General features: G+C 47.0%; 34 protein-coding genes. 20 read left to right on the forward strand and 14 right to left on the reverse strand.

All coding sequences use genetic code 11. The features are described 5' to 3' along the window. The first annotated feature begins 55 nt into the window (after nt 1-55). From rbfA to rpsO, 3 genes are all read left to right on the forward strand, one after another. Entirely contained in the window at nt 56-514 is a 459-nt protein-coding gene (gene rbfA, locus Q4Q57_RS04375; protein WP_311889937.1) for a 30S ribosome-binding factor RbfA, read from the forward strand. After that, nucleotides 514-1,479: a tRNA pseudouridine(55) synthase TruB gene (truB, locus tag Q4Q57_RS04380; RefSeq protein WP_311889938.1), complete on the forward strand. Its 966-nt coding sequence runs from the start codon at nt 514-516 to the stop codon at nt 1,477-1,479. Before rbfA ends, truB begins: the two co-directional genes overlap by 1 nt. A 149-nt stretch (nt 1,480-1,628) precedes the next feature. Beyond that, nucleotides 1,629-1,898, forward strand: a complete 270-nt coding sequence (gene rpsO / locus Q4Q57_RS04385) for a 30S ribosomal protein S15 (RefSeq protein ID WP_106651344.1) — start codon at nt 1,629-1,631, stop codon at nt 1,896-1,898. A gap of 167 nt (nt 1,899-2,065) precedes the next feature. Here rpsO and Q4Q57_RS04390 read toward each other — a convergent pair whose 3' ends face one another. Further along, nucleotides 2,066-4,120, reverse strand: a complete 2,055-nt coding sequence (locus tag Q4Q57_RS04390; RefSeq protein WP_311889939.1) for an EAL domain-containing protein — start codon at nt 4,118-4,120, stop codon at nt 2,066-2,068. A 195-nt stretch (nt 4,121-4,315) separates the two neighbouring features. Here Q4Q57_RS04390 and pnp point away from each other — a divergent pair, with 195 nt between their 5' ends. From pnp to Q4Q57_RS04405, 3 genes are all read left to right on the forward strand, one after another. Further along, a complete protein-coding gene (pnp, locus tag Q4Q57_RS04395; protein WP_220590915.1) occupies nt 4,316-6,418 on the forward strand; it encodes a polyribonucleotide nucleotidyltransferase in 2,103 nt (700 codons plus the stop codon). 192 nt (nt 6,419-6,610) lie between these two features. Beyond that, nucleotides 6,611-7,513, forward strand: coding sequence for a lipoprotein NlpI (gene nlpI / locus Q4Q57_RS04400; RefSeq protein ID WP_311889940.1), 903 nt, complete (start codon nt 6,611-6,613; stop codon nt 7,511-7,513). 361 nt (nt 7,514-7,874) lie between these two features. After that, nucleotides 7,875-9,080, forward strand: a complete 1,206-nt coding sequence (locus Q4Q57_RS04405) for a site-specific integrase (protein WP_173243273.1) — start codon at nt 7,875-7,877, stop codon at nt 9,078-9,080. Nucleotides 9,081-9,082: 2 nt separating this feature from the next. Here Q4Q57_RS04405 and Q4Q57_RS04410 read toward each other — a convergent pair whose 3' ends face one another. The 12 genes from Q4Q57_RS04410 to Q4Q57_RS04465 form a co-directional block, all read right to left on the reverse strand. Continuing rightward, nucleotides 9,083-9,313, reverse strand: coding sequence for a hypothetical protein (locus Q4Q57_RS04410; RefSeq protein ID WP_263178965.1), 231 nt, complete (start codon nt 9,311-9,313; stop codon nt 9,083-9,085). After that, entirely contained in the window at nt 9,310-9,435 is a 126-nt protein-coding gene (locus Q4Q57_RS04415; protein WP_012089916.1) for a hypothetical protein, read from the reverse strand. Before Q4Q57_RS04415 ends, Q4Q57_RS04410 begins: the two co-directional genes overlap by 4 nt. Beyond that, nucleotides 9,432-9,752, reverse strand: a complete 321-nt coding sequence (locus Q4Q57_RS04420) for a hypothetical protein (RefSeq protein WP_311889943.1) — start codon at nt 9,750-9,752, stop codon at nt 9,432-9,434. Before Q4Q57_RS04420 ends, Q4Q57_RS04415 begins: the two co-directional genes overlap by 4 nt. An 8-nt stretch (nt 9,753-9,760) precedes the next feature. Beyond that, the gene (locus tag Q4Q57_RS04425; protein ID WP_311889945.1) at nt 9,761-11,311 is read right to left on the reverse strand and encodes a DNA cytosine methyltransferase; all 1,551 of its coding nucleotides are present in this window, start codon (nt 11,309-11,311) and stop codon (nt 9,761-9,763) included. After that, nucleotides 11,299-11,538: a hypothetical protein gene (locus Q4Q57_RS04430; protein WP_012197564.1), complete on the reverse strand. Its 240-nt coding sequence runs from the start codon at nt 11,536-11,538 to the stop codon at nt 11,299-11,301. The genes Q4Q57_RS04425 and Q4Q57_RS04430 overlap by 13 nt, the downstream gene beginning before the upstream one ends. Continuing rightward, on the reverse strand, nt 11,535-12,374 hold the full coding sequence (locus Q4Q57_RS04435; protein WP_311889948.1) for a DNA adenine methylase: 840 nt from the start codon (nt 12,372-12,374) through the stop codon (nt 11,535-11,537). Before Q4Q57_RS04435 ends, Q4Q57_RS04430 begins: the two co-directional genes overlap by 4 nt. After that, complete coding sequence (locus tag Q4Q57_RS04440) at nt 12,371-12,649, reverse strand: hypothetical protein (protein WP_311889949.1); 279 nt, start codon at nt 12,647-12,649, stop codon at nt 12,371-12,373. Before Q4Q57_RS04440 ends, Q4Q57_RS04435 begins: the two co-directional genes overlap by 4 nt. Next, entirely contained in the window at nt 12,650-12,928 is a 279-nt protein-coding gene (locus tag Q4Q57_RS04445; RefSeq protein ID WP_263179680.1) for a hypothetical protein, read from the reverse strand. Next, a complete protein-coding gene (locus tag Q4Q57_RS04450) occupies nt 12,925-13,323 on the reverse strand; it encodes a hypothetical protein (protein WP_311889951.1) in 399 nt (132 codons plus the stop codon). Before Q4Q57_RS04450 ends, Q4Q57_RS04445 begins: the two co-directional genes overlap by 4 nt. Continuing rightward, entirely contained in the window at nt 13,320-13,949 is a 630-nt protein-coding gene (locus Q4Q57_RS04455; protein WP_311889953.1) for a hypothetical protein, read from the reverse strand. The genes Q4Q57_RS04450 and Q4Q57_RS04455 overlap by 4 nt, the downstream gene beginning before the upstream one ends. Before the next feature lie 30 nt (nt 13,950-13,979). Beyond that, nucleotides 13,980-14,327, reverse strand: coding sequence for a hypothetical protein (locus Q4Q57_RS04460; RefSeq protein ID WP_310802983.1), 348 nt, complete (start codon nt 14,325-14,327; stop codon nt 13,980-13,982). 140 nt (nt 14,328-14,467) lie between these two features. Then, the gene (locus Q4Q57_RS04465) at nt 14,468-14,830 is read right to left on the reverse strand and encodes a hypothetical protein (protein WP_311889958.1); all 363 of its coding nucleotides are present in this window, start codon (nt 14,828-14,830) and stop codon (nt 14,468-14,470) included. Nucleotides 14,831-15,438: 608 nt separating this feature from the next. On the opposite strand from Q4Q57_RS04465, the gene Q4Q57_RS04470 reads away from it, so the two are divergent. The 4 genes from Q4Q57_RS04470 to Q4Q57_RS04485 all read left to right on the forward strand — a co-directional run bounded on the left by Q4Q57_RS04470 (nt 15,439) and on the right by Q4Q57_RS04485 (nt 17,997). Then, entirely contained in the window at nt 15,439-15,861 is a 423-nt protein-coding gene (locus Q4Q57_RS04470) for a hypothetical protein (protein ID WP_311889959.1), read from the forward strand. A 100-nt stretch (nt 15,862-15,961) separates the two neighbouring features. Then, entirely contained in the window at nt 15,962-16,375 is a 414-nt protein-coding gene (locus Q4Q57_RS04475; protein WP_311889960.1) for a hypothetical protein, read from the forward strand. A 101-nt stretch (nt 16,376-16,476) separates the two neighbouring features. Then, a complete protein-coding gene (locus Q4Q57_RS04480) occupies nt 16,477-17,526 on the forward strand; it encodes an alpha/beta hydrolase-fold protein (protein WP_311889962.1) in 1,050 nt (349 codons plus the stop codon). A gap of 39 nt (nt 17,527-17,565) precedes the next feature. Then, the gene (locus Q4Q57_RS04485) at nt 17,566-17,997 is read left to right on the forward strand and encodes a hypothetical protein (protein ID WP_311889963.1); all 432 of its coding nucleotides are present in this window, start codon (nt 17,566-17,568) and stop codon (nt 17,995-17,997) included. 186 nt (nt 17,998-18,183) lie between these two features. Here the strand turns inward: Q4Q57_RS04485 and Q4Q57_RS04490 are convergent, their stop codons facing one another. Beyond that, nucleotides 18,184-18,894, reverse strand: a complete 711-nt coding sequence (locus Q4Q57_RS04490; RefSeq protein ID WP_311889964.1) for a helix-turn-helix transcriptional regulator — start codon at nt 18,892-18,894, stop codon at nt 18,184-18,186. Nucleotides 18,895-18,999: 105 nt separating this feature from the next. Here Q4Q57_RS04490 and Q4Q57_RS04495 point away from each other — a divergent pair, with 105 nt between their 5' ends. The 10 genes from Q4Q57_RS04495 to Q4Q57_RS04540 all read left to right on the forward strand — a co-directional run bounded on the left by Q4Q57_RS04495 (nt 19,000) and on the right by Q4Q57_RS04540 (nt 24,829). Next, a complete protein-coding gene (locus Q4Q57_RS04495; protein WP_311889966.1) occupies nt 19,000-19,194 on the forward strand; it encodes a Cro/CI family transcriptional regulator in 195 nt (64 codons plus the stop codon). Nucleotides 19,195-19,237: 43 nt separating this feature from the next. Next, nucleotides 19,238-19,861, forward strand: coding sequence for a hypothetical protein (locus Q4Q57_RS04500; RefSeq protein ID WP_311889967.1), 624 nt, complete (start codon nt 19,238-19,240; stop codon nt 19,859-19,861). A 5-nt stretch (nt 19,862-19,866) separates the two neighbouring features. Further along, nucleotides 19,867-20,193 (forward strand): hypothetical protein, encoded by a 327-nt coding sequence (locus tag Q4Q57_RS04505; RefSeq protein WP_311889969.1) that lies wholly within the window; start codon nt 19,867-19,869, stop codon nt 20,191-20,193. 175 nt (nt 20,194-20,368) lie between these two features. Further along, on the forward strand, nt 20,369-21,076 hold the full coding sequence (locus Q4Q57_RS04510; protein WP_311889971.1) for a hypothetical protein: 708 nt from the start codon (nt 20,369-20,371) through the stop codon (nt 21,074-21,076). 143 nt (nt 21,077-21,219) lie between these two features. Then, a complete protein-coding gene (locus Q4Q57_RS04515; protein ID WP_311889972.1) occupies nt 21,220-22,056 on the forward strand; it encodes a helix-turn-helix domain-containing protein in 837 nt (278 codons plus the stop codon). Continuing rightward, nucleotides 22,053-22,736 (forward strand): replication protein P, encoded by a 684-nt coding sequence (locus Q4Q57_RS04520; RefSeq protein WP_311889973.1) that lies wholly within the window; start codon nt 22,053-22,055, stop codon nt 22,734-22,736. Before Q4Q57_RS04515 ends, Q4Q57_RS04520 begins: the two co-directional genes overlap by 4 nt. Then, nucleotides 22,726-22,950, forward strand: a complete 225-nt coding sequence (locus tag Q4Q57_RS04525) for a hypothetical protein (RefSeq protein WP_006082025.1) — start codon at nt 22,726-22,728, stop codon at nt 22,948-22,950. Before Q4Q57_RS04520 ends, Q4Q57_RS04525 begins: the two co-directional genes overlap by 11 nt. Continuing rightward, the gene (locus Q4Q57_RS04530) at nt 22,951-24,210 is read left to right on the forward strand and encodes a tyrosine-type recombinase/integrase (protein WP_311889976.1); all 1,260 of its coding nucleotides are present in this window, start codon (nt 22,951-22,953) and stop codon (nt 24,208-24,210) included. It begins immediately after the preceding gene. Between the two features lie 54 nt (nt 24,211-24,264). After that, nucleotides 24,265-24,480, forward strand: a complete 216-nt coding sequence (locus tag Q4Q57_RS04535) for a helix-turn-helix transcriptional regulator (RefSeq protein WP_006082023.1) — start codon at nt 24,265-24,267, stop codon at nt 24,478-24,480. After that, nucleotides 24,470-24,829 (forward strand): hypothetical protein, encoded by a 360-nt coding sequence (locus Q4Q57_RS04540; RefSeq protein WP_311889977.1) that lies wholly within the window; start codon nt 24,470-24,472, stop codon nt 24,827-24,829. The genes Q4Q57_RS04535 and Q4Q57_RS04540 overlap by 11 nt, the downstream gene beginning before the upstream one ends. The last annotated feature ends 591 nt before the right edge of the window (nt 24,830-25,420 follow it).

Raw genomic sequence — 25,420 nt, forward strand, 5'->3', positions numbered from 1 at the left:
TAAATAAGGGCGGCTTTAGCCGCCCTTATCAATTTAAGCTATGGTAAGAAATATTATGGCAAAAGAATTCAGTCGTACTCGTCGAATTGCTCAGCAGCTTCAGCAAGAACTGGCTCAAGTGCTACAGCGCGACATGAAAGATCCTCGTATTGGCTTTGTAACCGTGAATGACGTCGATGTCTCACGTGACCTTAGCTATGCCAAAGTCTTCGTGACTTTTTTTGAAGAAGACAAAGCCGTTGTTCAAGAAAAGCTAAATGCTTTGATCAGTGCCGCTCCTTATATCCGCACTTTAGTGGCGGGCCGTATGAAGCTGCGTGTGATGCCTGAACTGCGTTTTATCTATGATAGCTCGCTGGTCGAAGGTATGCGCATGTCTAACTTAGTTAGCCAAGTGATCAACCAAGACAAAGCGAAGCAACAGCAATTTGGCAGCGAAGACGCATCGGTAGAAGATGAAGTCTTAGGTGATGATATTGCCGATGATGTAGATGAAACGGAAGGTAAAGATTAATGGCTCGTCGTCCAAAAGGTCGTTTTATTGATGGAATAGTGTTGCTGGATAAATCCACTGGCATGAGTTCCAACTTTGCTTTGCAAAGAGTAAAGCGCTTTTTTAATGCGAACAAAGCAGGGCATACGGGCGCACTCGATCCGTTAGCAACAGGTATGTTACCTGTGTGCTTAGGCGAAGGGACTAAGTTTTCCCAGCATCTGTTAGATGCTGATAAACGTTATTTAGTTACCGCAAAGCTGGGCGAGCGAACGGATACCAGTGATTCCGATGGCGAAGTGGTGCAAACCCGCGCCATTGATTTTACTGAGGCGCAGTTATTAACCGCGCTTGATTTCTTCCGTGGCGAGACTCAGCAAGTGCCTTCTATGTATTCCGCGCTTAAATATCAGGGCCAGCCCCTGTATAAATATGCCCGTGAAGGCATTGAAGTGCCGCGCGAATCTCGCCCTATTACGGTATTTGAGCTTAATTTCATCGGTCTTGAAGGCGATGAGCTGACCTTAGACATTCATTGTTCTAAGGGCACTTATATTCGCACTATCATAGACGATCTCGGCGAAATGCTCGGATGTGGCGCCCATGTGATCATGTTGCGTCGCACTCAAGTTGCACAATATCCCTATGCAAGAATGGTTACCTTAGAACAACTTGAAGCGCTTGTTGCCCAAGCACATGAACAACAGATAGTTCCGAGTGTTTTACTCGATCCGCTCTTGTTACCTATGGACACGGCCGTGGCCGATTTTCCTGAGGTGAATGTGCCAGATGCAATCGCCCCTTACTTAATGCAAGGTCAGGCTGTTCGGGTGCCCGTTAATGCAGACTTGAAAACCGATGAACTGGTGCGTATCACTTTAGGTGACATCCGCCGATTTGTGGGGATTGGTACTATGAACGAAGACGGCTTACTTGCGCCGAAACGACTCATAGTAATCCATGATGAGCCTGTAGAATCGCATTAGTCTGCTATCCATGAACAAATTAATTAATTTGTTCATGGATTAGTCTCCACCTTTTATTGCGCTAGGGTGGGTTTCTGGGTAGAATAGCGCGCCCTCTGGCTGAGTTAGTGATCGGCTAGAGATTCATAATTATTTATTTGGAGATATACATGTCACTAAGTACTGAAGCAAAAGCAAAAATTTTGGCTGAATTTGGCCGTGGCGAAAACGACACTGGTTCAACTGAAGTTCAAGTTGCTTTGTTAACTGCGCAAATCAACCATTTGCAAGATCACTTCAAAGAGCACATTCACGATCACCACTCACGTCGTGGTCTGTTACGTATGGTTAGCTCACGTCGTAAGTTAACTGCTTACCTGAAACGTACTGATTTAGCACGTTACACTGCACTGATCCAAAAGTTAGGTCTACGTCGTTAATCTCGCGTTGACTAACGTGAAAAAGGAGGCTTGAGCCTCCTTTTTTATTGCCTAAAATTCAGTAGATGATTAAATCAAGCTGTGTAGGATTTAGGCCAGAGCATGTCGATATTATGTCTTTACGCTGGCCTTAACGCCGCCTAAATCTTGGGTCTGATTAAAGAACTCTAAGCACCACGTAGTCCATCTAAAGTGCTTATCGTTGCAGTCTGTGTCGCTATATACAGGGCTTCAAATTCCGCTTGGGGCAAGGGTTGGCTAAAATAGAAACCTTGGCCAACTTGGCACTGATTCTCCTTCAACCAATCCAATTGCTGCTCGTTTTCAATTCCTTCGGCCACAATGGTCAAATTAAGCTGCTTACCTAACATCAAAATGGTCGATGCGATTGCACTATCCCCTGGTAAATCGGACACGAAACAGCGGTCAATTTTCATAGTGGTGATGGGTAAATGGCGTAGGTAAGAAAGTGATGAATACCCAGTGCCGAAGTCATCGACGGCAATACCAAATCCTGCGGATTTTAGTTGCTCAAGTTTAGCGATAGCCAGTTCAATGTCGTTCATCAACGAGGTTTCAGTGATTTCAATTTCCAACAACTCGGGTTGGATTTGATAGCGTAATGCCATCTGCTTGATATCGGGCACTAAACTAGCATCCGCAAATTGTTGTGAGGCAACATTAATCGCAATTGGGATGGCATAGTTATATTTTTTCTGCCACTCCCTCAAGACCTTGCAGCTTTGTTCTATTACCCAGCGTCCAATTGGAATGATGATCCCTGTTTCTTCCGCGACGGGAATAAAAGAAACCGGACTGATGAGTCGGCCGTCTTTTTGCCAGCGGATCAGGGCTTCACAGGCGATCACTTTGCCCGTTTGTAGGTCGAGTTTTGGCTGAAAATACAGTAAAAATTCGTTGTTTTTTAACGCATCATGCAAAGATGCTTCGGTGCGTAAACGCACAGCTGCGCGCTCTGTCATCTGCTGTTTAAAGAAGGCCCATTGATTCGAGCCTGCAGCTTTCGCGCTGTACATGGCAATGTCAGCGTGACGGATCAAATCTTCAGCACTGTTACCGTCTTCGGGATAAATAGAAATCCCAATTGATGCCGCAGGATGAATTGCATGTTCATTTAATTGAATCGGGACATTGAGCTGGATCAGTAGCTTATCTACAAAATCTGCCGCTTGATCAGGGGTGTGAACTGTATCAGCCAGAATAACAAATTCATCGCCACCTAAGCGGGAAACTGTGCCTTTATCGCCAACGAAGCGTTCAAGGATGCGGGCAATACGGGCAAGAAATTGATCGCCTAATGCGTGGCCAAGGGAATCGTTGATGTTCTTAAAACGGTCTAAATCGATAAACATCAAGGCAAAGCTGCGTTTGTGTACTCGCGAACGTTGGATTGTGACTGCGATGGTTTCAAGCAATAGCGTGCGGTTGGGTAAGCCTGTTAGCGGATCTCGGGTCGCCATCTTGCGCAGTTTGGATTGGGTTTGGCTAAATTGTATAAGAATTTGGTTGAATTTAGAGGTCACTAGACCGAGTTCATCATCCTTGTGCGCATTGGACATAGGTAAGAGGTTTTCGTCCGGAGAGTCGGGCTCAATCTTATCTATGGCCTCACTGATGCGTGCGATAGGCTGAGTTAAGAAGCGATGGAAGACGACAGATAATACTAAGGTGAGCAAGAGAGCGCGGGCAAGTGTGGCAAAAAAACTAAATCTTAACTGTGAGAAAAGGGTATTTGTCAGCTCTTGGGTGTCGTAGAAAACTGTTAATGTGCCAATAAGTTGTTGCTGTTGGGTGCCTTCAAAATAAAAAGGCCTATACAAAGGGCGAGAAATTTCTTTGAGATCATCAAATAATTTATTACTTAAACTGATAAAAGTCTGTGAGTTATTCTGCTTATTATTACTGACAGAAACAAACATTGAGCCATCGTCCAGCTCAATCACCGCCGAGCCAACATGTTCGACTTTGATGGCACCCTCTAAAGTTTGACGGGCTAAATTATCATCCAAAGCCCAGACGGCATTTGCTGCTGGTTGTTCAACTGAATCAAGGAGTTCTTGCTGGGTAGTTGTGAGCTGTTGTTTGGTTGATACGACGACTAAAGCGATTTCAACAATAAAAATTGCAATGGCAAAAAAGAGGGCAGTAAATACGACTAGATTAGTTTGTTTCCACGTCAGTGACTTAAAACGGCCTGTCATCGGGCGCATCCTTTATGATAATTATTCACCATCTGCGAGAATTTCCGTATCAATGTAAACCGCAACTCTTTGTAGATTTAACCACTTTAGTGAAAAGTTACGTATTTGTCATCATTATCTGCTCTTTATCTATTGATCCGATTTGCAGTATACTTACGCGCGTAATTCAAGGTCATTAATTAAGGAATGGGTCACGTGAATCCTATTGTAAAGAGTTTTGAGTATGGTCAACATACAGTCACCCTGGAAACAGGTGTTATAGCGCGTCAAGCAGATGCAGCCGTTTTAGCGAGCATGGGTGACACGACTGTGTTGGTCACTGTTGTCGGTAAAAAAGAAGCAGAAGCTGGTCGTGACTTTTTCCCTCTGACTGTTAACTATCAAGAAAAAACCTACGCAGCAGGTAAAATTCCTGGTGGTTTCTTTAAGCGTGAAGGCCGTCCTTCAGAAGATGAGACTTTAATTGCTCGTCTGATTGACCGTCCAATTCGCCCTCTTTTCCCTAATGGTTTCAAAAACGAAGTTCAAGTTATCATTACTGTAGTCTCTGTCGATCCACAAATCGAGCCAGATATCATCTCTATGATAGGTACTTCAGCGGCACTGGCTATTTCTGGTATTCCATTCAGCGGTCCTTTAGGTGCTGCACGTGTGGGTTACATTGATGGCGAATACGTGTTGAACCCAAGTGTTGCGCAACTTGCAACCAGCCAACTGAACTTAGTGGTTGCTGGTACTGCTGGCGCAGTATTAATGGTGGAATCAGAAGCCCAAGCATTACCAGAAGAAGTGATGTTAGGTTCTGTTGTTTACGGTCACGATCAACAACAAGTGGTTATCAAAGCGATTGCTGAATTTAAAGCAGAAGCCGGTAAACCAACTTGGGATTGGACTGCACCAACGCAAGATGCCGATTTAGTTGCCCAAATCAAAGAGCTTGCAGAAGCGGGTTTAGGTGATGCGTATAAAATCCAAGTTAAACAAGATCGTTATGCTCAAGTTTCTGTTGTTAAAGCAGCAACAAAAGAAGCCTTGTTAGCCAGCAATCCAAGCATTGATTTACGTGAAGTAGACAACTTGCTGGGTAGCTTAGAGAAGAAAGTGGTTCGTGGTCGCATCATCCGTGGTGAGCCACGTATCGATGGTCGTGAACCAGACATGATCCGTGCCTTAAGTGTGTTAGCGGGCGTATTGCCACGTACTCACGGTAGCGCATTGTTCACTCGTGGTGAAACTCAAGCGTTAGTCACTTGTACTTTAGGTACTGAACGTGATGCACAGAAGATTGACAGCATCATGGGCGAGCGCACTAACCGTTTCATGCTGCACTATAACTTCCCTCCATACTCTGTTGGTGAAACAGGCATGGTGGGTTCACCTAAGCGCCGCGAAATCGGTCATGGTAAGTTAGCATGGCGCGGTATCAATGCTGTTATGCCTTCAGCTGCTGAATTCCCATACAGCGTGCGCGTTGTATCTGAAATCACTGAATCTAACGGTTCAAGCTCTATGGCGTCAGTATGTGGTACTTCACTAGCGCTGATGGATGCCGGTGTGCCTATCAAAACTTCTGTAGCGGGTATCGCTATGGGTCTAGTGAAAGAAGGCGATGATTTCGTTGTTCTTTCTGACATCTTAGGTGATGAAGATCATTTAGGTGACATGGACTTTAAAGTGGCGGGTACACGTGATGGTATTACTGCATTGCAGATGGATATCAAGATCGAAGGTATCACTAAAGAAATCATGGATATCGCACTGCAACAAGCCTATGGCGCGCGTGTACATATCCTGAACGTGATGGATCAAGCGATTGGTTCACACCGTGATGATATTTCTGATCACGCTCCACGTATCACTGTTATCAAGATCAACCCAGAAAAAATCCGTGACGTTATCGGTAAAGGCGGCGCAGTTATCCGTGCTCTGACCGAAGAAACCGGCACTACGATTGAGCTGGAAGATGATGGTACTGTGAAAATTGCTTCTTCAAATGGTGAAGCAACCAAAGAAGCTATCCGTCGTATCGAAGAAATCACTTCAGAAGTTGAAGTGGGTCGTATCTACAACGGTAAAGTTATCCGTATCGTTGATTTCGGTGCGTTCGTGAACATTCTGCCGGGCAAAGACGGTTTAGTACACATTTCACAAATCAGTGATGAGCGTGTTGCTAACGTGTCTGATCACCTTGAACTGAACCAAGAAGTTGCTGTTAAAGTAATGGAAGTGGATCGTCAAGGCCGCGTACGTCTGTCAATCAAAGAAGCACAAACTAAAGAAGCTGCAGCTGCTGAATAATGAGTCTTTGACTTATTATAGGCATACACTTTCTAAGTGATTGCATCAAAAGGAGATCAAATGATCTCCTTTTTTGTTTTTGGCATTAAGAAAGTCAGTATTAATCTTAATTCCCCAATAGCAGTCCTGTGGTGGGATTGCTATCATGAAGATTCTTCTGCGTATGTTGGGAATCTAAAAAGGTAGAAATGGATGAGTCTTAAAATTAGAACCGCTGTCGTTGCTGTGCTGGCGGGCGCCAGTCTGTTGTTAGCCGGATGCGCTACCACCCAGTCTCCTTTAGATAACCATAATGATGTTGAAGGTAAATTGGTTATCGCACCTGTCATGCCCGATTATAAAGTGGAAGTGACGTTAGCGAAGCTCAACGAGATTTTGGCTACGGTCGAATTAACCAATGAGCAAAGAGCCAGATTTCATTACGATCGCGGTGTGATTTACGACAGTGTGGGCTTAAGACTGCTCGCGCGCATCGATTTTATGCAAGCGCTGAAGCTGCAACCCGATCTCGCTGATGCTTATAATTTTCTTGGGATTTATTACACCCAAGAAGGCGAATACGCTAGCGCCTATGAAGCATTCGATGGCGTATTAGAACTCGCTCCTAACTACGATTACGCCTATTTGAATCGCGGTATTGCCTTGTACTATGGCGACCGTAACGATTTAGCCACTAAAGATATGCAGGCATTTTATGCTGGTGATAATAAAGATGGTTATCGCGCATTATGGCTGTATCTGATTGATTTTAAAAATGATGCTATCGAAGCTAAAAAACAGTTAGCTGAAAACCGTAAGAATTTAGACAATGATGCATGGGCGACCGTTATCGTTGATTATTATTTAGGTACTAAGAGCCATGATGAGGTGTTTGCTGCCGCCAAAGTCGGCTTAACTCATCCTAAAGAATATGCAGAACGTTTATGTGAGGCTTATTTTTACTTGGCGAAAATGGCAATAGAAAACAAGCAATATCAAGATGCTGCTAATTATTTCCGCCTCTCACTGGCGACCAATATTTATGATTTTGTTGAACATAGATATGCGCGGATTGAGCTCGCTAAAGTCAAAGGTTTGCTCGAAGCCACAAAATAACCCCTCATCTGCCCGAGCTCTTCTCGGGCTTTGCCTAGCCAAGCTCGAACTGAGGCGCTATAATTTGCGCCTTTTTAGCGATACTAGTGCATAGGTTAACATGTCAGGCAATAAAGTAGAGGTCGATAAACGTCGCACCTTCGCGATCATATCGCACCCAAAAGATGCCCCTACTGACTCGATATGACAAACAGTTAATTTTTATTAAATTTAGCTATAATTATCAATAGTTAACCATCTTCACGCTAGACACCTCATGACGTCCTCACTTCTCTTTAGACACCAAAAACTTGTACAAATTTGCGTACAAATTTAGACTGTACACACTCGGTTTAAAAACTTTGTACACAGTGAGTTTAAAATGTCCTTATCTGACACATGGTTAAAGGCTAATTTATCTAAAAGTTACCCCAAGTCTTTTGAACGCGCAGACCGTGATGGCCTGAGTGTTAGGGTGTCTCCGAAAGGTAAGATTACTTTCCAAATCAGATACCGCTATGTTGGCAAAGCCTGCCGAGTTGACTTAGGCTCTTACCCACTTATGTCACTTAAGGATGCAAGAACTGAATGCGTTAGATTGCGTGCAGAGCTTGAGCAAGGCAATAACCCGAAGACCGTAAAGGAACTTGAGCACAAAGCTGTTTCTACAGCACTAACAATGTCTGAGTTGTTCATGCAGTGGTATGAGAGTTATTGTGTGGCTAATAAAACCAGTCACGCTGAAATTTTAAGGTCCTTCAAATTACACGTTCTGCCAAAGATAGGTCACTTGCCTGCAGATAAAGTCTCGCTACATATTTGGCTTGATGTTATCGAGACCAAAGCAAAAACCTCACCTTCAATTGCCGATAGATTACTCACAAATGGAAAGCAATTACTCAAGTGGGGCGTCAAGCGGCAATTACTTAAGTCAAACGTATTGGTTGATATCAGCGCCAAGAGCGACCTACAAATAACTAAGAATGTGGGTGATCGCTCACTTAACAATGATGAAATTCGGTTGTTTTGGTTAGCGATAGAAGGATCCAGAATTGCACAAAAAAATAAAATCTTTCTCAAACTCAATCTTATCTATGGCTGCCGTAATGGTGAATTGAGGCTAAGCAAAAAATCAGATTTTGACTTCAACACTATGGTGTGGACTGTACCACCTGAAAATCATAAAACAGGTAAGGTAACTAAAAAACCATTGCTAAGGCCAATCATTCCAGAGACAAAGGAGTTGATTGAAGAAGCAGTACTTTTGAGTGGTGACGGTGAGTTTTTATTTAATAATGAAGGCACAGATCAACCAATGGGGCGTTCTTCATCGCTTTCTCTGCCATACAACATTATCCAATGGCTTAAGAAGAACATGAGCTATGAAATGGAACACTGGTCAATACACGATTTGCGTAAAACGGCTCGGACAAACTTTTCAACTTTAACCGAGCCGCATGTCGCCGAGATCATGTTGGGCCATAAACTGCCAGGGCAATGGCAAGTTTATGACCACTATGAATATCTAGAAGAACAAGCTAACGCATATAGTGGATGGGTTGAAAGACTACGTAAAATCACGGCCTAGCATTAGGCTGCATGCTGTGATGTATCGATTCCGGCTGCTTCCCATTCCTCTACATCATCAATTGCCCATCGGTTATAACTCCCAATGGCTAATATTCTGGGTAGTGGGAAAGGATGTTTTTCCCGCTGCATCCACCGAACAATTGTGCGGCTTGAACATCTATAGCGCGCAGTTAAATCCTTAGTGGTCCAATAGCCTTTAATTACGGGTTTAGCAGTAGACTTAATCATCATTTACCTTCCTTTGCCAATTCCTCGGCGAGTCGTTTTAAAAATTGTTGGCAGCTGCCGGCTTGTTTGCGGGGCAGGGTGTACCACTGGCGCAAAGCGTCTTTGATTACTGCAGATTGCTTCATGCTGCTTCCTTATCTTTCGGGGCGAAGAACAGCGCGACGGGGCCATCTTCGGTGTCGTGAATACTCAGCAAGAATGAGCCGGCCTTGTCGCAAACGGGGTGCCAATCGCTGATATCGTTATCACCCTCGTCAAAGTAGCGCTCGATCTGATGTTCAGTGGCATCGAGTTCAAACCAAATCGCCACAAACTCGCCGCCTTGGCGTGCAGCCCATGCTTCACACTCCACACGGGTCACACCTTCATCCCACTCGGGCATATTTGGATGGGTCCAATAACCTTCTTCACGTTCAACTGTTGCTGCTTGTATCGGGTTCATAAAAACTCCTATGCCGCTTCGGCGGTGTGTATGCAAAGCTCGGGGAGATTTGCGCGGGTGAGTGCTTCGGCAAATGGGGGCGGAACGCTGTTACCCACACGGGCGACTTGCTGTTTCTTAGTCGATTTGCCGTTGTAGTTACTGATAATGTATTCAGGGTTGAAACCTTGGCAGGCGAACAGCTCATGGGGTTCGAGCATACGCATACCGATATCGATGATTTGATAGGGCTCACCCTTGATCATCACTAGGCCAAAGCGGTCATTGGTGGTGATGGTGTGCAATGGTTCGTTACATGCCACGCCGTCTTGCTCGTTGCCGTAGTATTTGATGAAGAACGCGCGTACTTCGCCGAGGTGTAAGCCGCCAGCGGTGATCGTGTGTGCGGGTTCATCCATTGCAAAGCCGAGGTTAGTACCACGCAATTTAATCATGTGGCTGGTGATCAGCGCGTTGTGATCAACCGTTGTCACCGTCGGTAAGGGATTATTTAAGTCGTCACCTGGTCCCGAGTAATTGCCGCCGTAATGCTTGCAGATATTGGCCGCCGCCAGCACCGGTTGCACCACCGCAAAGTGACCGCCTTTTACCTCGGCACAGATAGTGCGTAAGGGTTCATCAACGGGCATATTGCGTTGATTACTGGCATTCGCGTGCTCAGTAATAAAAGGGGCTAACGTGACATTTTGCGGAACGATAAACGGCTCCTTGGCATCAAACACAAACTTTTGAATCCCTTTCGCAATGCGCATCATGGTGTTTTCTGCCAACGGCTTTTTACGGCCAAAGATGGAACGACAAGGCAGTGACCAGTCGATGCATTCAGCCGCCGTTCGCCAAGGTTGCAGCTTGCCCGATTTAACCGCTTCGCTATTGGGTGCGCCGTGGGTCGGCTCAGGCCAAACGATGGGCTGACCATCACAACGGGCGATCATGAATAGGCGTTTACGGATAGTTGGGGCGCCGTAGTCACAAGCCCGTAGCTCGCGCCACTCCACCTTATAACCCAGCCCTTTCATCAGTTTAGCGGTATCGAGTAAGCCTAAGGTTTCAACGCATTCCGCTAATGCTGGGTGATCTGCATTTATGCCAGTGCTCAACATACTGACAAAGGCGTTAAAGGTTTCGCCTTTGCGCTCAGGGCAGGGGCGCATCGCCTCCGTTACTGGGCATTCAATAACAGGCCCCCACGTTTTAAATTCTTCAACATTCTCAAGCATCAACACGCGCGGCCTAACCATCATCGCCCAGCGAACCGTCACCCAAGCCAAGCCGCGTATCTCTTTACTCACGGGCTTGCTGCCTTTGGCTTTTGAGAAGTGTTTGCAGTCGGGTGAGAACCAAGCTAAATCAACCGGCTTACCTGCAGTAGCTTGCACGGGGTCGATATCAAATACCGACTCGCAATAGTGCAACGTCTCTGGGTGATTTGCTGAATGCATCGCAATGGCGTCAGGGTCGTGGTTAATGGCAATATCCACACTGCGACCAATCGCCCACGCTATGCCCGTACTTGCACCGCCACCGCCTGCAAAATTATCGACGATTAAGCCTCGCATGCAGCTTCTCCTTTTATCCTGAGTTTTGATTCTGCGTTGAGTGCGAATACTTCGGCGTCGGCTTGGCCGAAGTCGCTGCACTCGATGGCGTTAAAAGACTTACAAATGCCCCAGCCGTGGTAATTGTTGGGGGTGTACTTCACTTCGATTTGTTGCTGATCGCACATCAAGGTGGAGTAGGGCTTAGATAACGTGACCACGCCATCTTTGGTGCTAAAGGTATTCATGCCACCTCCTTACTGGCCAGCTTTTCGCATGCATGCGGATTAACCCAAATGCACTCGGTACGCAGCCCTGTTCCATTAGCCGCTGAGCAGCGTGCTTGTTTCTTGTGTAACGACCAACCCGCTAAGGTGTCGTTATACAGTTCGGTTTCGTAACCGCTTAACACCACCATGCCTTTCACATTCAGCAGTTGAGCCAGTAAGGCTTGATGTTCTTCAAAAGACATTTCATGCTGATACACGGTTTTGTTATTGCGTAGCCACCGCGTTTCTTTGACGTATGGTGGATCAACATAAAACAGCGTGTTCACTGAATCGTGCGAGCGAATGCACTCTGTTGCCGTGCGGTTTTCAATGTTGACCGCTTGCAGGCGTTCACAAACGTAAGCCAGCAGGGGCGGATATTTCGCCCACATATGCGCGCAAGTATTTGGTGCCCGTTTAGCCTCAGAGCGAAAACCCGTCGGATGAAATGTCGCCGCGCCAGAACCAAAGCCCATGGCTGAACGAACCACAGTCCGTCTTGCTCGTTCGATAACGCAGTCGGTAAACTCGTACGACAGTAAAAACTCATCACGCGAATAGGGCGTTAACTGGCAAAGCTCAATCAGTTGCGCGGATAACTCACGGTTTCGTAGCACTTGAAACAAGTTAAAAATGTCTTGATCAAGGTCGTTGTACACTTCGCCGTGTGAGCGCGCCTTTTGTAGCAAAATCGAGGCGGCACCGCTGAACGGCTCCACATAGCAATGGTGCTCAGGAAAGAAAGACATAATCCATTTCGCTAAACGGTACTTACCGCCGTGATAACGCAGCACAGGGTTGGTTAGCTTATTCATGCCGCCTCCTTGTTTTGGTTGTCGCTGGTTTGGTTGACTGGCGAATGGTAGGGCAGACGCATAGGGTGATATCGGTACGAATACACTATGGTGCGGCTAATGCCCTTGGCTAAGTTGGTTAAGCCGTTGCCCAATGCTTGCCAGTACAGGCAATCTAACGCGCCGAGCGCCAGCGCGATTTTGATGCTGTCGCCCGTTTTGGCCTTGAGTAACAGGCTTAACTTATGGCTGCGATAATGATTTAGCAGATGGCGAAACGCCGCTGATTGAGTCATTTAGGCCACCTGCTTCGGTTGCAAAGGGTTTGATTGCAGCTTGGCCCAGTCGATGGCTTTAATGGCCTCGACCGTGGCGGCGATTTGCTCTAACTTCTTTTGCCCGCGCATAAAGTTCGACAGTTCAATACCGTGGCGAGCGGCCGCGCGTTCGGCGGGTAGGGCGCTGGTGTAATGCAGCGTTAACGCGGCAATCACCTCGGGCGAACTAATGCGGGTGAGTGACAGCAATAACGCAACGCGCTCTTGTGATTCAAAGCCTGGGAGTAAGTGGTTCATGCCTCCACCTCATCACATGGGTATTGCTTCCTTACATTACTCATCGCGTCTTCCATGGTGGGGTGACGCTCATTCATTCGGCCTTCACGCTGATGGCGCTGATGGCGCTTATGGGCAACGAGCTTCAACATGCGTGGGCCCGATGGCTCGATTTGAAAGCGGATCATTCGGTCATGTGCAAGAACGACTGCAGTCGTGAGGGCGCTATAGTCGAAAGTAGACATGTAATGCGCGCTAGTGCTGTTGATTGATAACCCGTGCTCACCACAGGCTTGGATTTTGCCAAACATGTGATTGCCGCCGTTGTGAATGTCACAAAGGAAATCAAAACACTCACGTTGATCAGCATTGAGCCAAGGGTAATGTTTGGCATAAAAATCATGTTCGTTGCTCATGCTGCCTCCTTGCTTTGGGTGGCTTCGTCGTATTGGCGGATGGCAAACACAATCGCGTAACAGCACCAGATAAAGCGATAGGTGAAAGGGTCTTTCCAGCCATCCCAAAAATCATCTAATGTCATGCCACCCGCATCTTCTTCATCCCAATTATTGAGGCGATAAACCACATCCCACTCGGCGTTCTCGCGGTTTTGGGTAAACTCCTTAACGGCATTGATCGCGCTACTAATCGCCTCTGCCTCTTCTTCATTCGTTGGGTCGAGCCCTTCGATAAACCACTGCAAAAACTGCTCAAGGCGTTGTTCGGCTTCTTTGGCATCAAACTCGCGAGTGCCGTCGGTTTTACACTCAGCCAGTACCTTTTCTTCCCAGTAACTCGCATTCACACCCCAGTCATCATCGCTTTGGCGAAAGAAGCTAAACATGTCCTGAACCCGAGAAAATACGTAACAGCCCATATCGCCACTGATGCACAAATGCTGCGGCCATGTGGTGATCTCAAAGCGATGCTCAAAGCTGCCTTGGCTGAGTACCATGTGACGGAACACCCCATCATCTTTAAGAATGGTGAGTTGATGTTCGGCCACATCGTTTAAAAATGACTCTCTCGTTGGGTGGTTCATACGCTATTCCTTCCTTTTGAATCAGCCGAGCTAAGCTGCGGCTTCGCCGTTAAACACCACCAAATTGATGATGGGTTTCTTGGTTTTTGGGTTCACCTTGTCCGACAGCTTGTGATAGCGAATATGCACATCGCGGTGGGCTTCTTGGGTCATGGCTAACACGATGTATTGCTGGCACAGCGCGGGCGTCGATAACGAATGCGACAGGCGTTGTGGCTTCATGGTGTCAAACAAGTGCTGCGCCATATCATCCAACTTAGCTTGGTACTCGTCGGGGCTCAGTTGACGGCGGTTAGGGTGCGCGCCAACTGAGGTGCTGCACTTCTTGGCCGCTTGATTTTTCGCTAAGGTCATGGACACGCCGTAAACAAAAAACATAATTGCCTCCAACAAGGTGAAACTGTCGCCGTTATCGTTACAGGGATATGGACCATCACCCCTTGGTTGCTTTGTCTTGGCTGCTTTGCCTAGATAGCCTAAATCGCGGATGTGCGCGGCGGCTCTGCGGCTCTACTGCGTTAGTGGCCGACGGGCGCGGCTGTCGTCATTGTGTGCAGCGGATGCACATTAGTGACGGCCATTGAGTCGTTACGCCACACCATCACCTTGCCGTACAAGCCTTGTTGGGGCTCGGTGAAGCGCAGGCTGAAGTTGAGCCCGAGTTCGCCCGTGTGGCGAATGAACTGGCGGTAAAAGGCGGCGCTAGGGTGGTGATAGGCAAAATGCTTGACCAGCTCGGCGCAACGGACTTGCACCCGTGGGCAATCCATTGGGTCGGTGTGGCCCTTGGCCAGCGCCATCAAGCAGGCAAAACGTATTGCAACCAGTAGACGAAACTCATCGCGTTGCTTAGGTGTTGTGTGAACTTTCGCTAGAATCATTTCCTTGTCCTCGGTAGTGGGTACAAGCAAAATATAACCTTGGTTAATTGCTTGGTCAATAACTATGGTTAATTAATTTGGTTAATTTTAGTTATATGATTTGATGAGCGACTTGTAATACCGAATAAGATATTGATATAAGGAGGGTTATGCTGGTGCTAGGTTAGGTCATGTTTGTAAGGAGAGGTTGATTGCGTTGTTATGCTCCGAAAGTGTTTTGGCTCGTTAGAACAATCGAAAATTCCCTCACCTGTTGCCCAACAAATTCTCATCTATTTGTCTAATGTGTGGCCCTATCGTGAAGCGACTAACAATGTACGGGTATGCAGTCGTATTTAAATTTGGATACTTTTGAGTGTTTTTTAACTCATTTTTTTGCGCGTTTTTCCATTCTAAAATTTACAAAACCCTTTAAAATCATTCGTATATACTATTCCAAAATTAGATAATAGGTTTGGGAAACACGCATGCGCGTTTTTCCGGATGGTGTATTTGATAAAAAGCTGATAAGTTCTTTGCATACAGATAGTTAACTGTGCGCGTTTTCACTGGTCTAACGTGATAAACGCGCATGCGTACTAATAAAATGTTAGGTCCTAAGGAGCAATATGAAATTACGTATTTCTAGTCCCAGTTTCGCTTTCGATCTTGAAACTGAGGAAAGGATTGATGATTTAGATAAACTCAAATCAATTGACGGTTACACATACATAGATGATGAGGAAGATAATTGTTTTGGTTTCTGGCTTATTGATGAAAACGATGACTCAATAATAAAAGATTCCGGGATTTCTGGTGGTTATCTTCAATTTTCATTTAATGATAAATTAAATAGACTCGAAGCGTCAGTTGAATATATTTTAAATAAAGAGTTAAGCCAAGAGCAGATTGATGGCTTGATTGAATACACCATTGGCCAATGCATGGATGGTATTGGTTCTAGTTTCGGTCAAGAAAAATTTGAGGAACTAGGTATGCTTTTATCGTTAATTCAAGATAAAGAGCAAACCGAGGTTCAATTATATACTTGAACCTAACAAGGCCAGGCACAATCGCCCCTTCGGGGCTGGACCTCCGCACGGCGTGCTCCGGCCTGTGCTGGCGGCGTTAGGCAAAACAAGGAGTAAGTAGATGGATCAAATTAAAAATCGAGTAATCGCCGTCATTTTAGGTATTGCGCTGGCTTATGCGTCAATTGCCATTGCTGGCATTGGTGCTGCGGTAGCAATACCTGCTGACATTCTAAAACCTGTTGCACAAGTATCAGGTTTACTTGCGTTTACGCTGGTCGACTTGTTCACTATCGCAGTACCGTTGGCAGCAGCATTTTTAATAGTGGCCTTCGCCAGTAAGCTGGTAATCAGCAAACCAGATTTCACTTTTTATGCGTTGCTGCTCGCGCCTTTAGTACTCTTGCAGCTGTATTTTGTTGCGCAATCACAACCTCAAATGCTCAATAACATCGTTACAACGCTGCCACGTTATCTGTTGTTGGCTGTGTGTTTCTACTTTTTGGTTCGCAGCGGTAAACGGGCAAATGCCTAACAAGGCAAGTCAGCATCGCACCTTCGGTGCTGGACTCGCTAACGCTCGCCGCTGCTTGCGGCGTTATATTCCTAGAGTTTCATCAGCATGGAGAGTTATAAATGAGAGTATTTATTTTTAGTTTTGTTTTACTTTGTTCACAGTTTTCATTTGCATCAGATTTAATGTTAGCTGAGGAAATTAAGTTAAAGTCCGGTACACTTGGGGAAGAGAGAAACTTATTTATAAAACTCCCAAAGAAATATCACGATGAAGATAATTCGTATCCAGTATTATACGTACTACACGGTCAATGGGATATGCTTTCAACCCTATCGACTATTGATCTATTAGAAGATCAAATTCCAAACTTTATAGTTGTAGGTATCGAAAGTAGAGGAAAAGAACTTAGCCCTGAAAATGGAAAAACAACGCCCTTTGCTGAGTTTCTTGCGACAGAAGTCGTATCTTTTGTTAATGATAATTACCGAGTTGCGCCTTATACAATTCTATCTGGGCATTCTAATTCAGGCCGTTTCGTCTTAGATTGTTGGTTAAGTAATAATCCTGGTTTTTCTAAATACTTCGCTTTCAGTCCTTCTCTTGACGATAATTACATCTTAGATATGGTATCCAAATCAAAAATTGAGGCTTTAAAAAAGAAAGCTCCTCTTACGATCACCATCGCAAATGAAGGTGAGCATATGCAAAACCCTTTTACTGAATTAACTCAGAAGTTAAGTAACTTATCTAAAAGCTCTTTTGAATTCAAAAAATTTCCAGAGCAATCTCATAGAACCACTAAACATTCTTCTATGCAATATGCTTTACAATCAACATTTGCGGGCTGGGAACCAACCTACGAAGTAAAAACTTCAGGGTTAAACGGTTTAAAAAAACACTATACAGATTTATCTAAAAAGTTTGGGTTTAAGGTTTCTGTTCCAATCGAAACCTTGCAAAAGTTAGTAGCTCATTATGCTATTTCTGGGAATGCGACTGAAGAACTTAATAAGCACATAGCTTTCACAATTAATCAATCTTCAGAAGGCATAGATTCACTGTTTGAAATATCTGGCTATTTATCTAGTAATGGATATAAAGAAGCCGGTGAAAATATTCTCAATGTAATATGTAATCAGGCTAAAAATAATCAAAGGTGTAGTGGTTAGAACGGAATATAACAAGGCAATTAAACGGAAAATTAACAGTTGGCTTTTTCCGCTTCGCTTCAAATTATAGCCAACTATCAATTTCCGCTTATTGCGGCGTTATATGGCAAGAGTATGTTCGTAATCGAAGAGTCTAGGCTCACTTTGGAAAAGGCACTTGACGAGTTGTGCCAAAACGAATGGGCTGTTTCAGATTGGCGGGATAAGGCCATTGAAGAGTTAGGCAGCGCAGAGGCATTTGACTCTATCGTGCCTGTTCTAGCATTAGCACTTGAGCAAACTGATGATTATGCATTTGATTCTTGCTGTGGTTTAGCTCTCCAATTCGCTGGCATTGCGCAGACAACTCAACAGCCAGAGGGTTTAATTGCTATGCTGAAACAGCTGAAAATACACGAGAAAAATTTAACTCAAGGCAGTCGCCAAGTATATGAAATAGCAAGCTGGTTTAGAGTTACGAATGTCATATAACAATCGCCATCAAAAACGCGCCCGTTGGGCGCTCGACTCGCAACAAGTTGCTCGCGTTTGTGGCGGGCGTTACATGCTTTAGTTGCTAATAGAATAGTTAATCCGAATTTGGCTAATGAGAGTTAATTGTCTAACAAGGTTATGCCCCAAAATAAGTTATAAGCGCCATTTTGGGGATTAAATTTTTTATAACAGTACTGAATACCAAAACACTTTGCCGATCACTTTGACCTGTTTAATTTGGTCGGCATCGAGGCGTTCGTCAGGATATTCGTCCGTGTTGTAGCTGCGCAGACGTAAACCACCACCGGGTAATTTATACAGCACTTTAATACGCAGCATGCCATCGTGGTTAACTGCGTACATTTTGCCGTCGATCACATCGGTGGCCGAGGTATCAACACCGACCGTTGAGCCGTGGGGTAATATGGGCTCCATGCTGTTGCCGTTCACTTTGACACAGGCTGCATAGTCACTATTCACACCTTGACGCTTAAGGGTGCTCTTAGTAAAGCGCAGTTTTGGCCCTTTAAATTCACGGCAATCGAGAATGCCATCGCCTGCGGCTAGCTCTACTTCCATGTAAAACGGTATTTCAACTTCATCTTCCCCTAACGGGGTATCACTGTCCCATATCTCAAATCCGCCAGCCCATTCAGCATTGGATTCAATTCTGTTAGCTGCCTTAGCTTTGGCAACTTCTTCGCCATATTGAAGTTCTTCGGCGGTGCAACGTAAAGCGGCCGCTATGTTCAGCAGCTTTCCAGTCGTTTTAACTTTACCGGAGACTAGTTTATGTACCATGACTTGAGAAATGTCTGCTCGTTCAGCTAACTCTTTTTGAGTCATGCCTATGGCTTCCATTCTGTCACGTATGTTTTGGGCAAGTGTTTTCATTGGCTAAGTATATTACCTAGGTTATATATGACAACTAACCAAAGTTATTGACTTGAATTAACCATAGTTATATTGTTGCTGTGTTTCATTCACTTTGGAGTCATTATGAAAAAAGCCGCAGCCATAGATCACTTTGGTTCACAAGCAAAGCTCGCGGCCGCTATTGGCGTGTCTCAAGCCGCCATATCGAAGTGGCCTGTAGACGTTCCCGAACTCCGCGCTTATCAAATCGAACGGTTAACTGGTGGTGAACTCAAGGCGACTAAGTTGCCGTTAATGAGCCCTGAGCATGCCGCTTAATACTGAACCGTTCTAACACGTTAACAGAGAGAGGCTTATTAGCATGAAAACCAATTCACGTAAAAAAGATAGCCGTTTGAATTTGTTGATGAAAACGATTCATCGGGTGTTGGAGTTACCCAAGATGACGCGCTTTGCGCTGGCGATTGATTTTGTTGAGGCGGTTGAGCGCCTTGGGCTAAGCGAGGTTTTGGCGGCGGAGGGGATTAGCTTTGCCAGCAGCCAAGACGTGCACAACGATGCGCGGATCAATGCGCAAAAGCTGTTCCGTTGGCTCGGCCAGTACGAGGGCCAACATCCGCAGGCGGACCGCTTGTTTCATGTTGAGCAAGCATTGGTGGCGGCACTGCCCGAGCATTTGCGGGTGCAGTATCTCAACGATGTGTTTGGTTGCACTGGGGTGACGGTCATTGCTGATCGCATGAATGATGGCCATGTGTTGCATGTGGCCGATATGGCGGCGTCGCTCACCAAAGAGAACGCCGAGGCGCAAGTGGCGGTGATCCACTTGGGTCCGGCGCCGAAGCGCGAGCAGTTAGTGGCGGCGCACCGCGAGTTAAAAGAGTCGGCGGCAACAACGCAAGCGAGCATGGCGGCGTTAGAGCTGGCGTACCCGTATTTAGCGAGTCACGGCGGTAAGGCGGCGCAATACGCGGCCGAGAAGTGACCGCGATGCCGCAATCGAACCTTAACATCAATGTTATCGCCAGTGCTAAAACTGAGCTGCACCAGCAGTTGATCCGCTTGGGTGACATGATCGGCGACGGTTTGCACTTAGAAGCCGATGGCAAATGGATTGCGAAAGAGTATGTAAAAGTGGCGCGGGCGTTAGGGTATCGGCCTAAACGTGCGAATCACAGCGCACAGATTAATGCGGTGATGCTTAAGCGGGTGGCTGATGTGCCGTGTGGCCAGTGCGGTTTGGCTTTAAAGCAAACCAAGTCGGGCTCAAAACGCGCTGTGTGTGCCAATGGGCATAAGTGGCAGTTGTTGAAATGACTTGTTGAAACGACTTGTTGAAGCGACTTGTTGGAATGAAAGAAGGAGTGAATGACATGTTCACAAATCAGTTAAGTGATAACTGGGCGCGTAAAAAGTGCCGTTATCAAATTGCCCGCCACAGTTTGGCGACCGATGCGGGCTTGATACCTAAGATGAAGTGAGGAGCATAACGATGTTTGATCCTGAATGTTTAATTTGTTGTTTGGAGGGCGGCGCCGCGTGTTCGGTGCATGGGCAAGTTAGCAGTGATGATGGGCCCGCCGTGGCCGCGCTTACCGAGATGGAAACCGCGCAAGTGACGTTACTCATGATGCAAGCAAGGCAGTTAATGCTTAAGGCGATGGCGCTTAAATCTAAGTCGAACATGCCTAATAGCACTGAGCCTAATGTGGCTGAGCTTAGCGCGGGGACCTCTGAACGGGCCCCGTTAAGTGGCGTGAACATGGGCAAAGACATTGCCTGTTTTCATGGGCATACCACGGCGGAGTTGTTTAGGCGAACGCAGGTGGGCCGAATGGTTGAGGTGTTAAGGGGCTGCGATGAATTGCAGCATAGTCGCCCCGAGCGTTTGGCGGTTATCGCGACTGACATAGTGGATAAGGTGTTGTTGGGCAGTGGCAAGCAGTTGCTGCTGCCGACGGTGAGCATTGATTGGATTATGAATTATCTACTGATGGAAGAACAACGCGCGGAACGTTCTATTGCGCTATTGGCGGTGGATGTAGGCGCGGCTGATATGAGTGCAATAGCGAAAAGCCGCAACGCGCACATTAAACGGCGTGATTTTTTTAGCCAGTTGCGCAGTAACTTGGCGCACGAGGTTTACTTGCTTGGCAGTGAAGGCGAGCGAGCGGAGGGCAACGGGGCGCATTGCAGTTGATCCCGTTGTTGTAGACATAAGAAAGCCCGCTAAAGTTTGGCGACGAATGCGGGCTTAATACCTAAGAGAGGCAATATCATGTTACTGAAGCATGGAGTTTGCGTCAATTCGAGTTTGTGGGTTGCTCCGTTTGGGGGTGACTTATGAGTATGGAATTGATGGTAAAAGCGATGAAGGCCAAGGTGGGTAATCCACTGCGTAAGCTGGTGTTGATCAAGCTGGCTGATAACGCCAATGACCAAGGCGAATGCTGGCCGAGTTACCAGAACATTGCAGAGCAGTGTGAGATAACCCGCCGCAGTGTAATGAACCACGTAAAAACGTTGGAGGACGACGGCTTTTTACGGCGCGAATATCGCAAGGGCGAGAAGGGTAACTCAACCAATATTTTCCACATTCGTTTTGAGCCGATGGCGCCAAAATGCAAGGGAGACGCCGCTGTATTAGGGGGTGAAGCAAATTCACTATCCCCCAATGGCGCAGATTTGCCCCCTAGTGAATGTGGTTCACTACCCCCTAGTGAAGCAGGTTCACCCCCTAGTGAATATGGTTCACCAGCTAGTGAACGTGGTTCACCACCCCTAGTGAATCTGGTTCACCCAGAATCTATCAATCTTGAATCTATCAATGAATCTTTAAAAGACTCTTGTCCAGCAACGAGTGCTAAGTCGGTTTTCAATGCGTTTTTCAAAGCCTATCCCGCCCATCGCAAAGGCGGGACGGATGCGGCTGCGTGGAAAGCGTGGAAGGCCGAAAAGCTGACCGACGCCGATTGCGTGCTGGCGGTGAGCTGGTTGAAGGACGCTGCGGCGCAGGATGCGAGTTGGGGCTTTAGTGCGAACGGCCAGTTTGTGCTCGGCATTACCAAGTTTATCCGCGAACGCCATTGGCTAACGCCGTTGCCAAGACCGATGGGTACCGCGGTTGGGCAAGTGGATTGGAGTTATGCGGTATATGACCCAGAGGACCCCTTGATATGACAGCCAACCAAAATGCGAGCATGAAATCACTGCAAACCTTAATCCGCCAGCCGCTGGTTGGGCAGGGACGTGTTAGCCAACCTGAGCCCACGGCAATGGACATGGCGATTGTGGACAGCGTGTTTAGCAAGCTGCGGGTGTTGTTCCCCGTGAGTGCGCCGCGGCCTGAGGATGAAGCGACTCACAAAGCCGAGTGGCTAAAAACCTTGGCTGCGCAGGGGATTGCCAGCCGCGAGCAAGTGCAAGCGGGGCTGAATCGCGCCAGACGCGAGCAGGGCGATAGGCAGTTTTGGCCGACACCGCGCCAGTTTGCGCTTTGGTGCCAACCGACAGCCTGTGATTTAGGGCTGCCCAAGTTGGAAGCCGCGTTCAAGGAGGCAACCCGCCATTACCATCACCCTGATAAGCATACGTGGAGCCATGATGTGGTGCGTTTAGCGGTACGTGAGACAGGCAGTTGGATGTTTGCGACTGGGCTCGAAAAGGACGTGTTGATGACGTTTGAGCGCAATTACACAGTGTTATGCAGACGCTTTAGCCGTGGCGAGTTGACCGATGTTGAATTGCCAAAGGCACTGCCCGAAACGGTGACGCGGCCTACTGAGGCGGCCAAGGCGAAATCGATTATTGCCACGCTACGAACAAACCTTGGGCTTAAGGGGGCAAACGATGGCGACTAAACCACTGACCCAGCGCGAACGCTTAATGCGCATCATCACCGGCAAACGGTTTTGGACCCTGTTTGAAATCCAGCAAGAAAGCTTTAACCGCTTTGGGGTTCACGACAGCGAGACAGCGTTAAGTGCGCGGTTTCGGGATATGCCAATGAACCAGCGAGTGAAGCGCATACGCTCGGGTACCCATCACACCTTTGAATATCGGTTGGAGGGCTAGATGGCGCAGATTGTGACAGCAACAGGCGTAGAGCAAGGCAAGTTAAACGATGCAGTATTGCGCCGTTGGTTGCGGGCAGGGATAACGCGGGACTTTCGGGACACGCAGTTTCCGGCGGTGCGGTTACGGGCCTCGACCGATAGACGCCAAGCCTCGGTGTATTTAGTGATGAACGAAGCGGGCAAAACCGTGTGGCAAAAGCAGGGCGTGTGGCCAGTGATGTGCTTGAAGACCTTTTTAGCGGAGTTACCCAGTTTGCTCGCCAAACGCAGCATGGGCCAAACGGTCATCAGCAACGAGTTTGCCACGGTCGCGCAATTGTTGGCGTGGTTTGTGAGCCATGTGGAATGCAACCGCACCTTAAGCAACAGCTGGCGCAGTAACTGTAAATCGTTAGTGAGTAAACATCTCAGCGGCTGCTTTGGTGAGTTACCACTCAATGAGCTGAACTTTATCGCAGTGGACAGTTATTTAATCAAACCCATGTTGGCGCAAGGCTATTCGGCTAATTACATCAAAGCGGCGGTGAAAGTATTAAAGCGGGCGTTATCGGTTGCGGCAGATTTACGGGTGTTAGACAGCAATAGCTTGGCGGGGTATCGGGTGCAAATGAGTTTGAAGATGCCACCTTTGGTGGGCACGCAATTAAGCGAGTCGGACGTGGGCCCGTTATTTAGCGCCCTACGGAATGCAGCAAGACCGGTGGCGATGTTGTTTGTGCTGATGTTGATGTTCGGTACCCGCATCGGTGAAACCCGTTTAGCCAGATGGGACCACTTTGCCGGTGATTACTGGTTTATTCCCGCCGAGAATGCCAAGAACCGCCAAGAGCACCGACTGCCCATGACGCCCACAGCCAAGAAGCTGATAACCCATTACGCCCAGTGGCAATACATGCATGTGGGCAAGCGGGCGTTTTTGTTCCCAGGCGAAGTGGGGCCAGTGAGTATTCGCACCGCGCAGTATTGGAGTGAGACGATTCGGTTTAAGGCGTTTACCTCCCATGCGCTTCGCAAACTATGCCGCACCATTATCGCGGATATGGGCGTAGATACCATGGTGGGTGAGCGAATTTTGAATCACACCTTGCCATTGCTGCTGCGCACATACGTTAACAGCACCTTAGATAAAGGCATGTTGATGGCGTTGGATGCCTACCATGCACACTTAATCACGCTAGGGTTTGATGATGTGGCGCCCGAGATTATGCGCCAATCGACCACTGAGCCGGACGAGCCAATGTTAGTAGGGTGGTTATGACGATGACAATAACAAATAGAACGAGTGGGTTATGGACTTCACGCAGGAGGATTTATGGCTAATCGCGCCGCAGATGTATTGAAAGTAGGGCGCCGTTTACGGGGCATGACCCAAGACGAAGTGGCTGAGATTTACGGCATTAGCCGCAACACTTACCAACGTTGGGAAAATGGCCGTACTACTGCGCCCTATGACGATGTGACATCGATATGCCTTGATGTGTTTAAGCTTTCGATTGAGAAGATAAATGAGGTGGCCAATGGGCTTTAGCGATGAACCCGAGCAGAGGATGAACATTAAGGCGTTGCGGTTAGGGCTGTATCGCTGGGGCCGTTATTGGGTGTACCAAGAGTTGGGCAAGGGGTTTTCAAACCGCAGCGCCTGCGACCGTTTAGGTGAAGCCTTGGGCGGCGGCAACTTAAAGCACGAACTCAACGTGCCTGCCCATGTCGCCCATTTTGACCACCTCGTTGAGCAGTTATCCCTTAACTGCAAACGCGCCATTCGCGCCCATTACCTCTGCAAAGAGCAGTGGGCCTTAATGGGATTTGACAGCAAAAAGTCTTACATCTTCTGGCTAAGAAAAGCCGAAATGGCACTGCTGGATAGGATGGGTTAGAAGGAACGCCCTCTTGCGAGGGCTGGCGGGTTAGACGGTTGTCCACCAAGACTGCTAACCCGTTGATTGGATTTTATCAAAGGTTCAGACAGATACCTATGCGAAATAATTCGCTATTCAAATACAAACACATTTGCCCCAAAGCGTGTTTCAAAGTTAAAAATGCAAGTAGGGCGAATAAAGCTATGTCTAAAGAAAAGCTAATGTGATGAGGTTACTTTTAACCTAGAAGTCATCCCCGTCCAATCTTTCACATATCAGGATTACCATTCCCTTCAGACGTAGCGTAATGACCGATAGCTAAAAGCAGCCAGCCTTATGGGGTTAAGCCGATGAGGGGATAGGGTGTGAGTGTCAGCCTGAATCTGGGTTCAAAATGCTGTCAACCAAGGTCAAAAATCAGTCGAAAGTGAGCGTAAAAGAATGAGAAAGCTAAAACGATATCAAGTGATTATCTATCAAACTGTATAAAAAATCGCTACCGCAAAAAAGCAAATTCCTATAGCATTATTCATACCCATTTACACGGATGTGGCAGCGGCCAAGTCCAACAAGCGATTTATGCCCTGCAAACAGCGCAGCGCATAAATA

The organism is Shewanella sp. SP2S2-6, from assembly GCF_031931965.1.
GTDB lineage: Bacteria > Pseudomonadota > Gammaproteobacteria > Enterobacterales > Shewanellaceae > Shewanella > Shewanella baltica.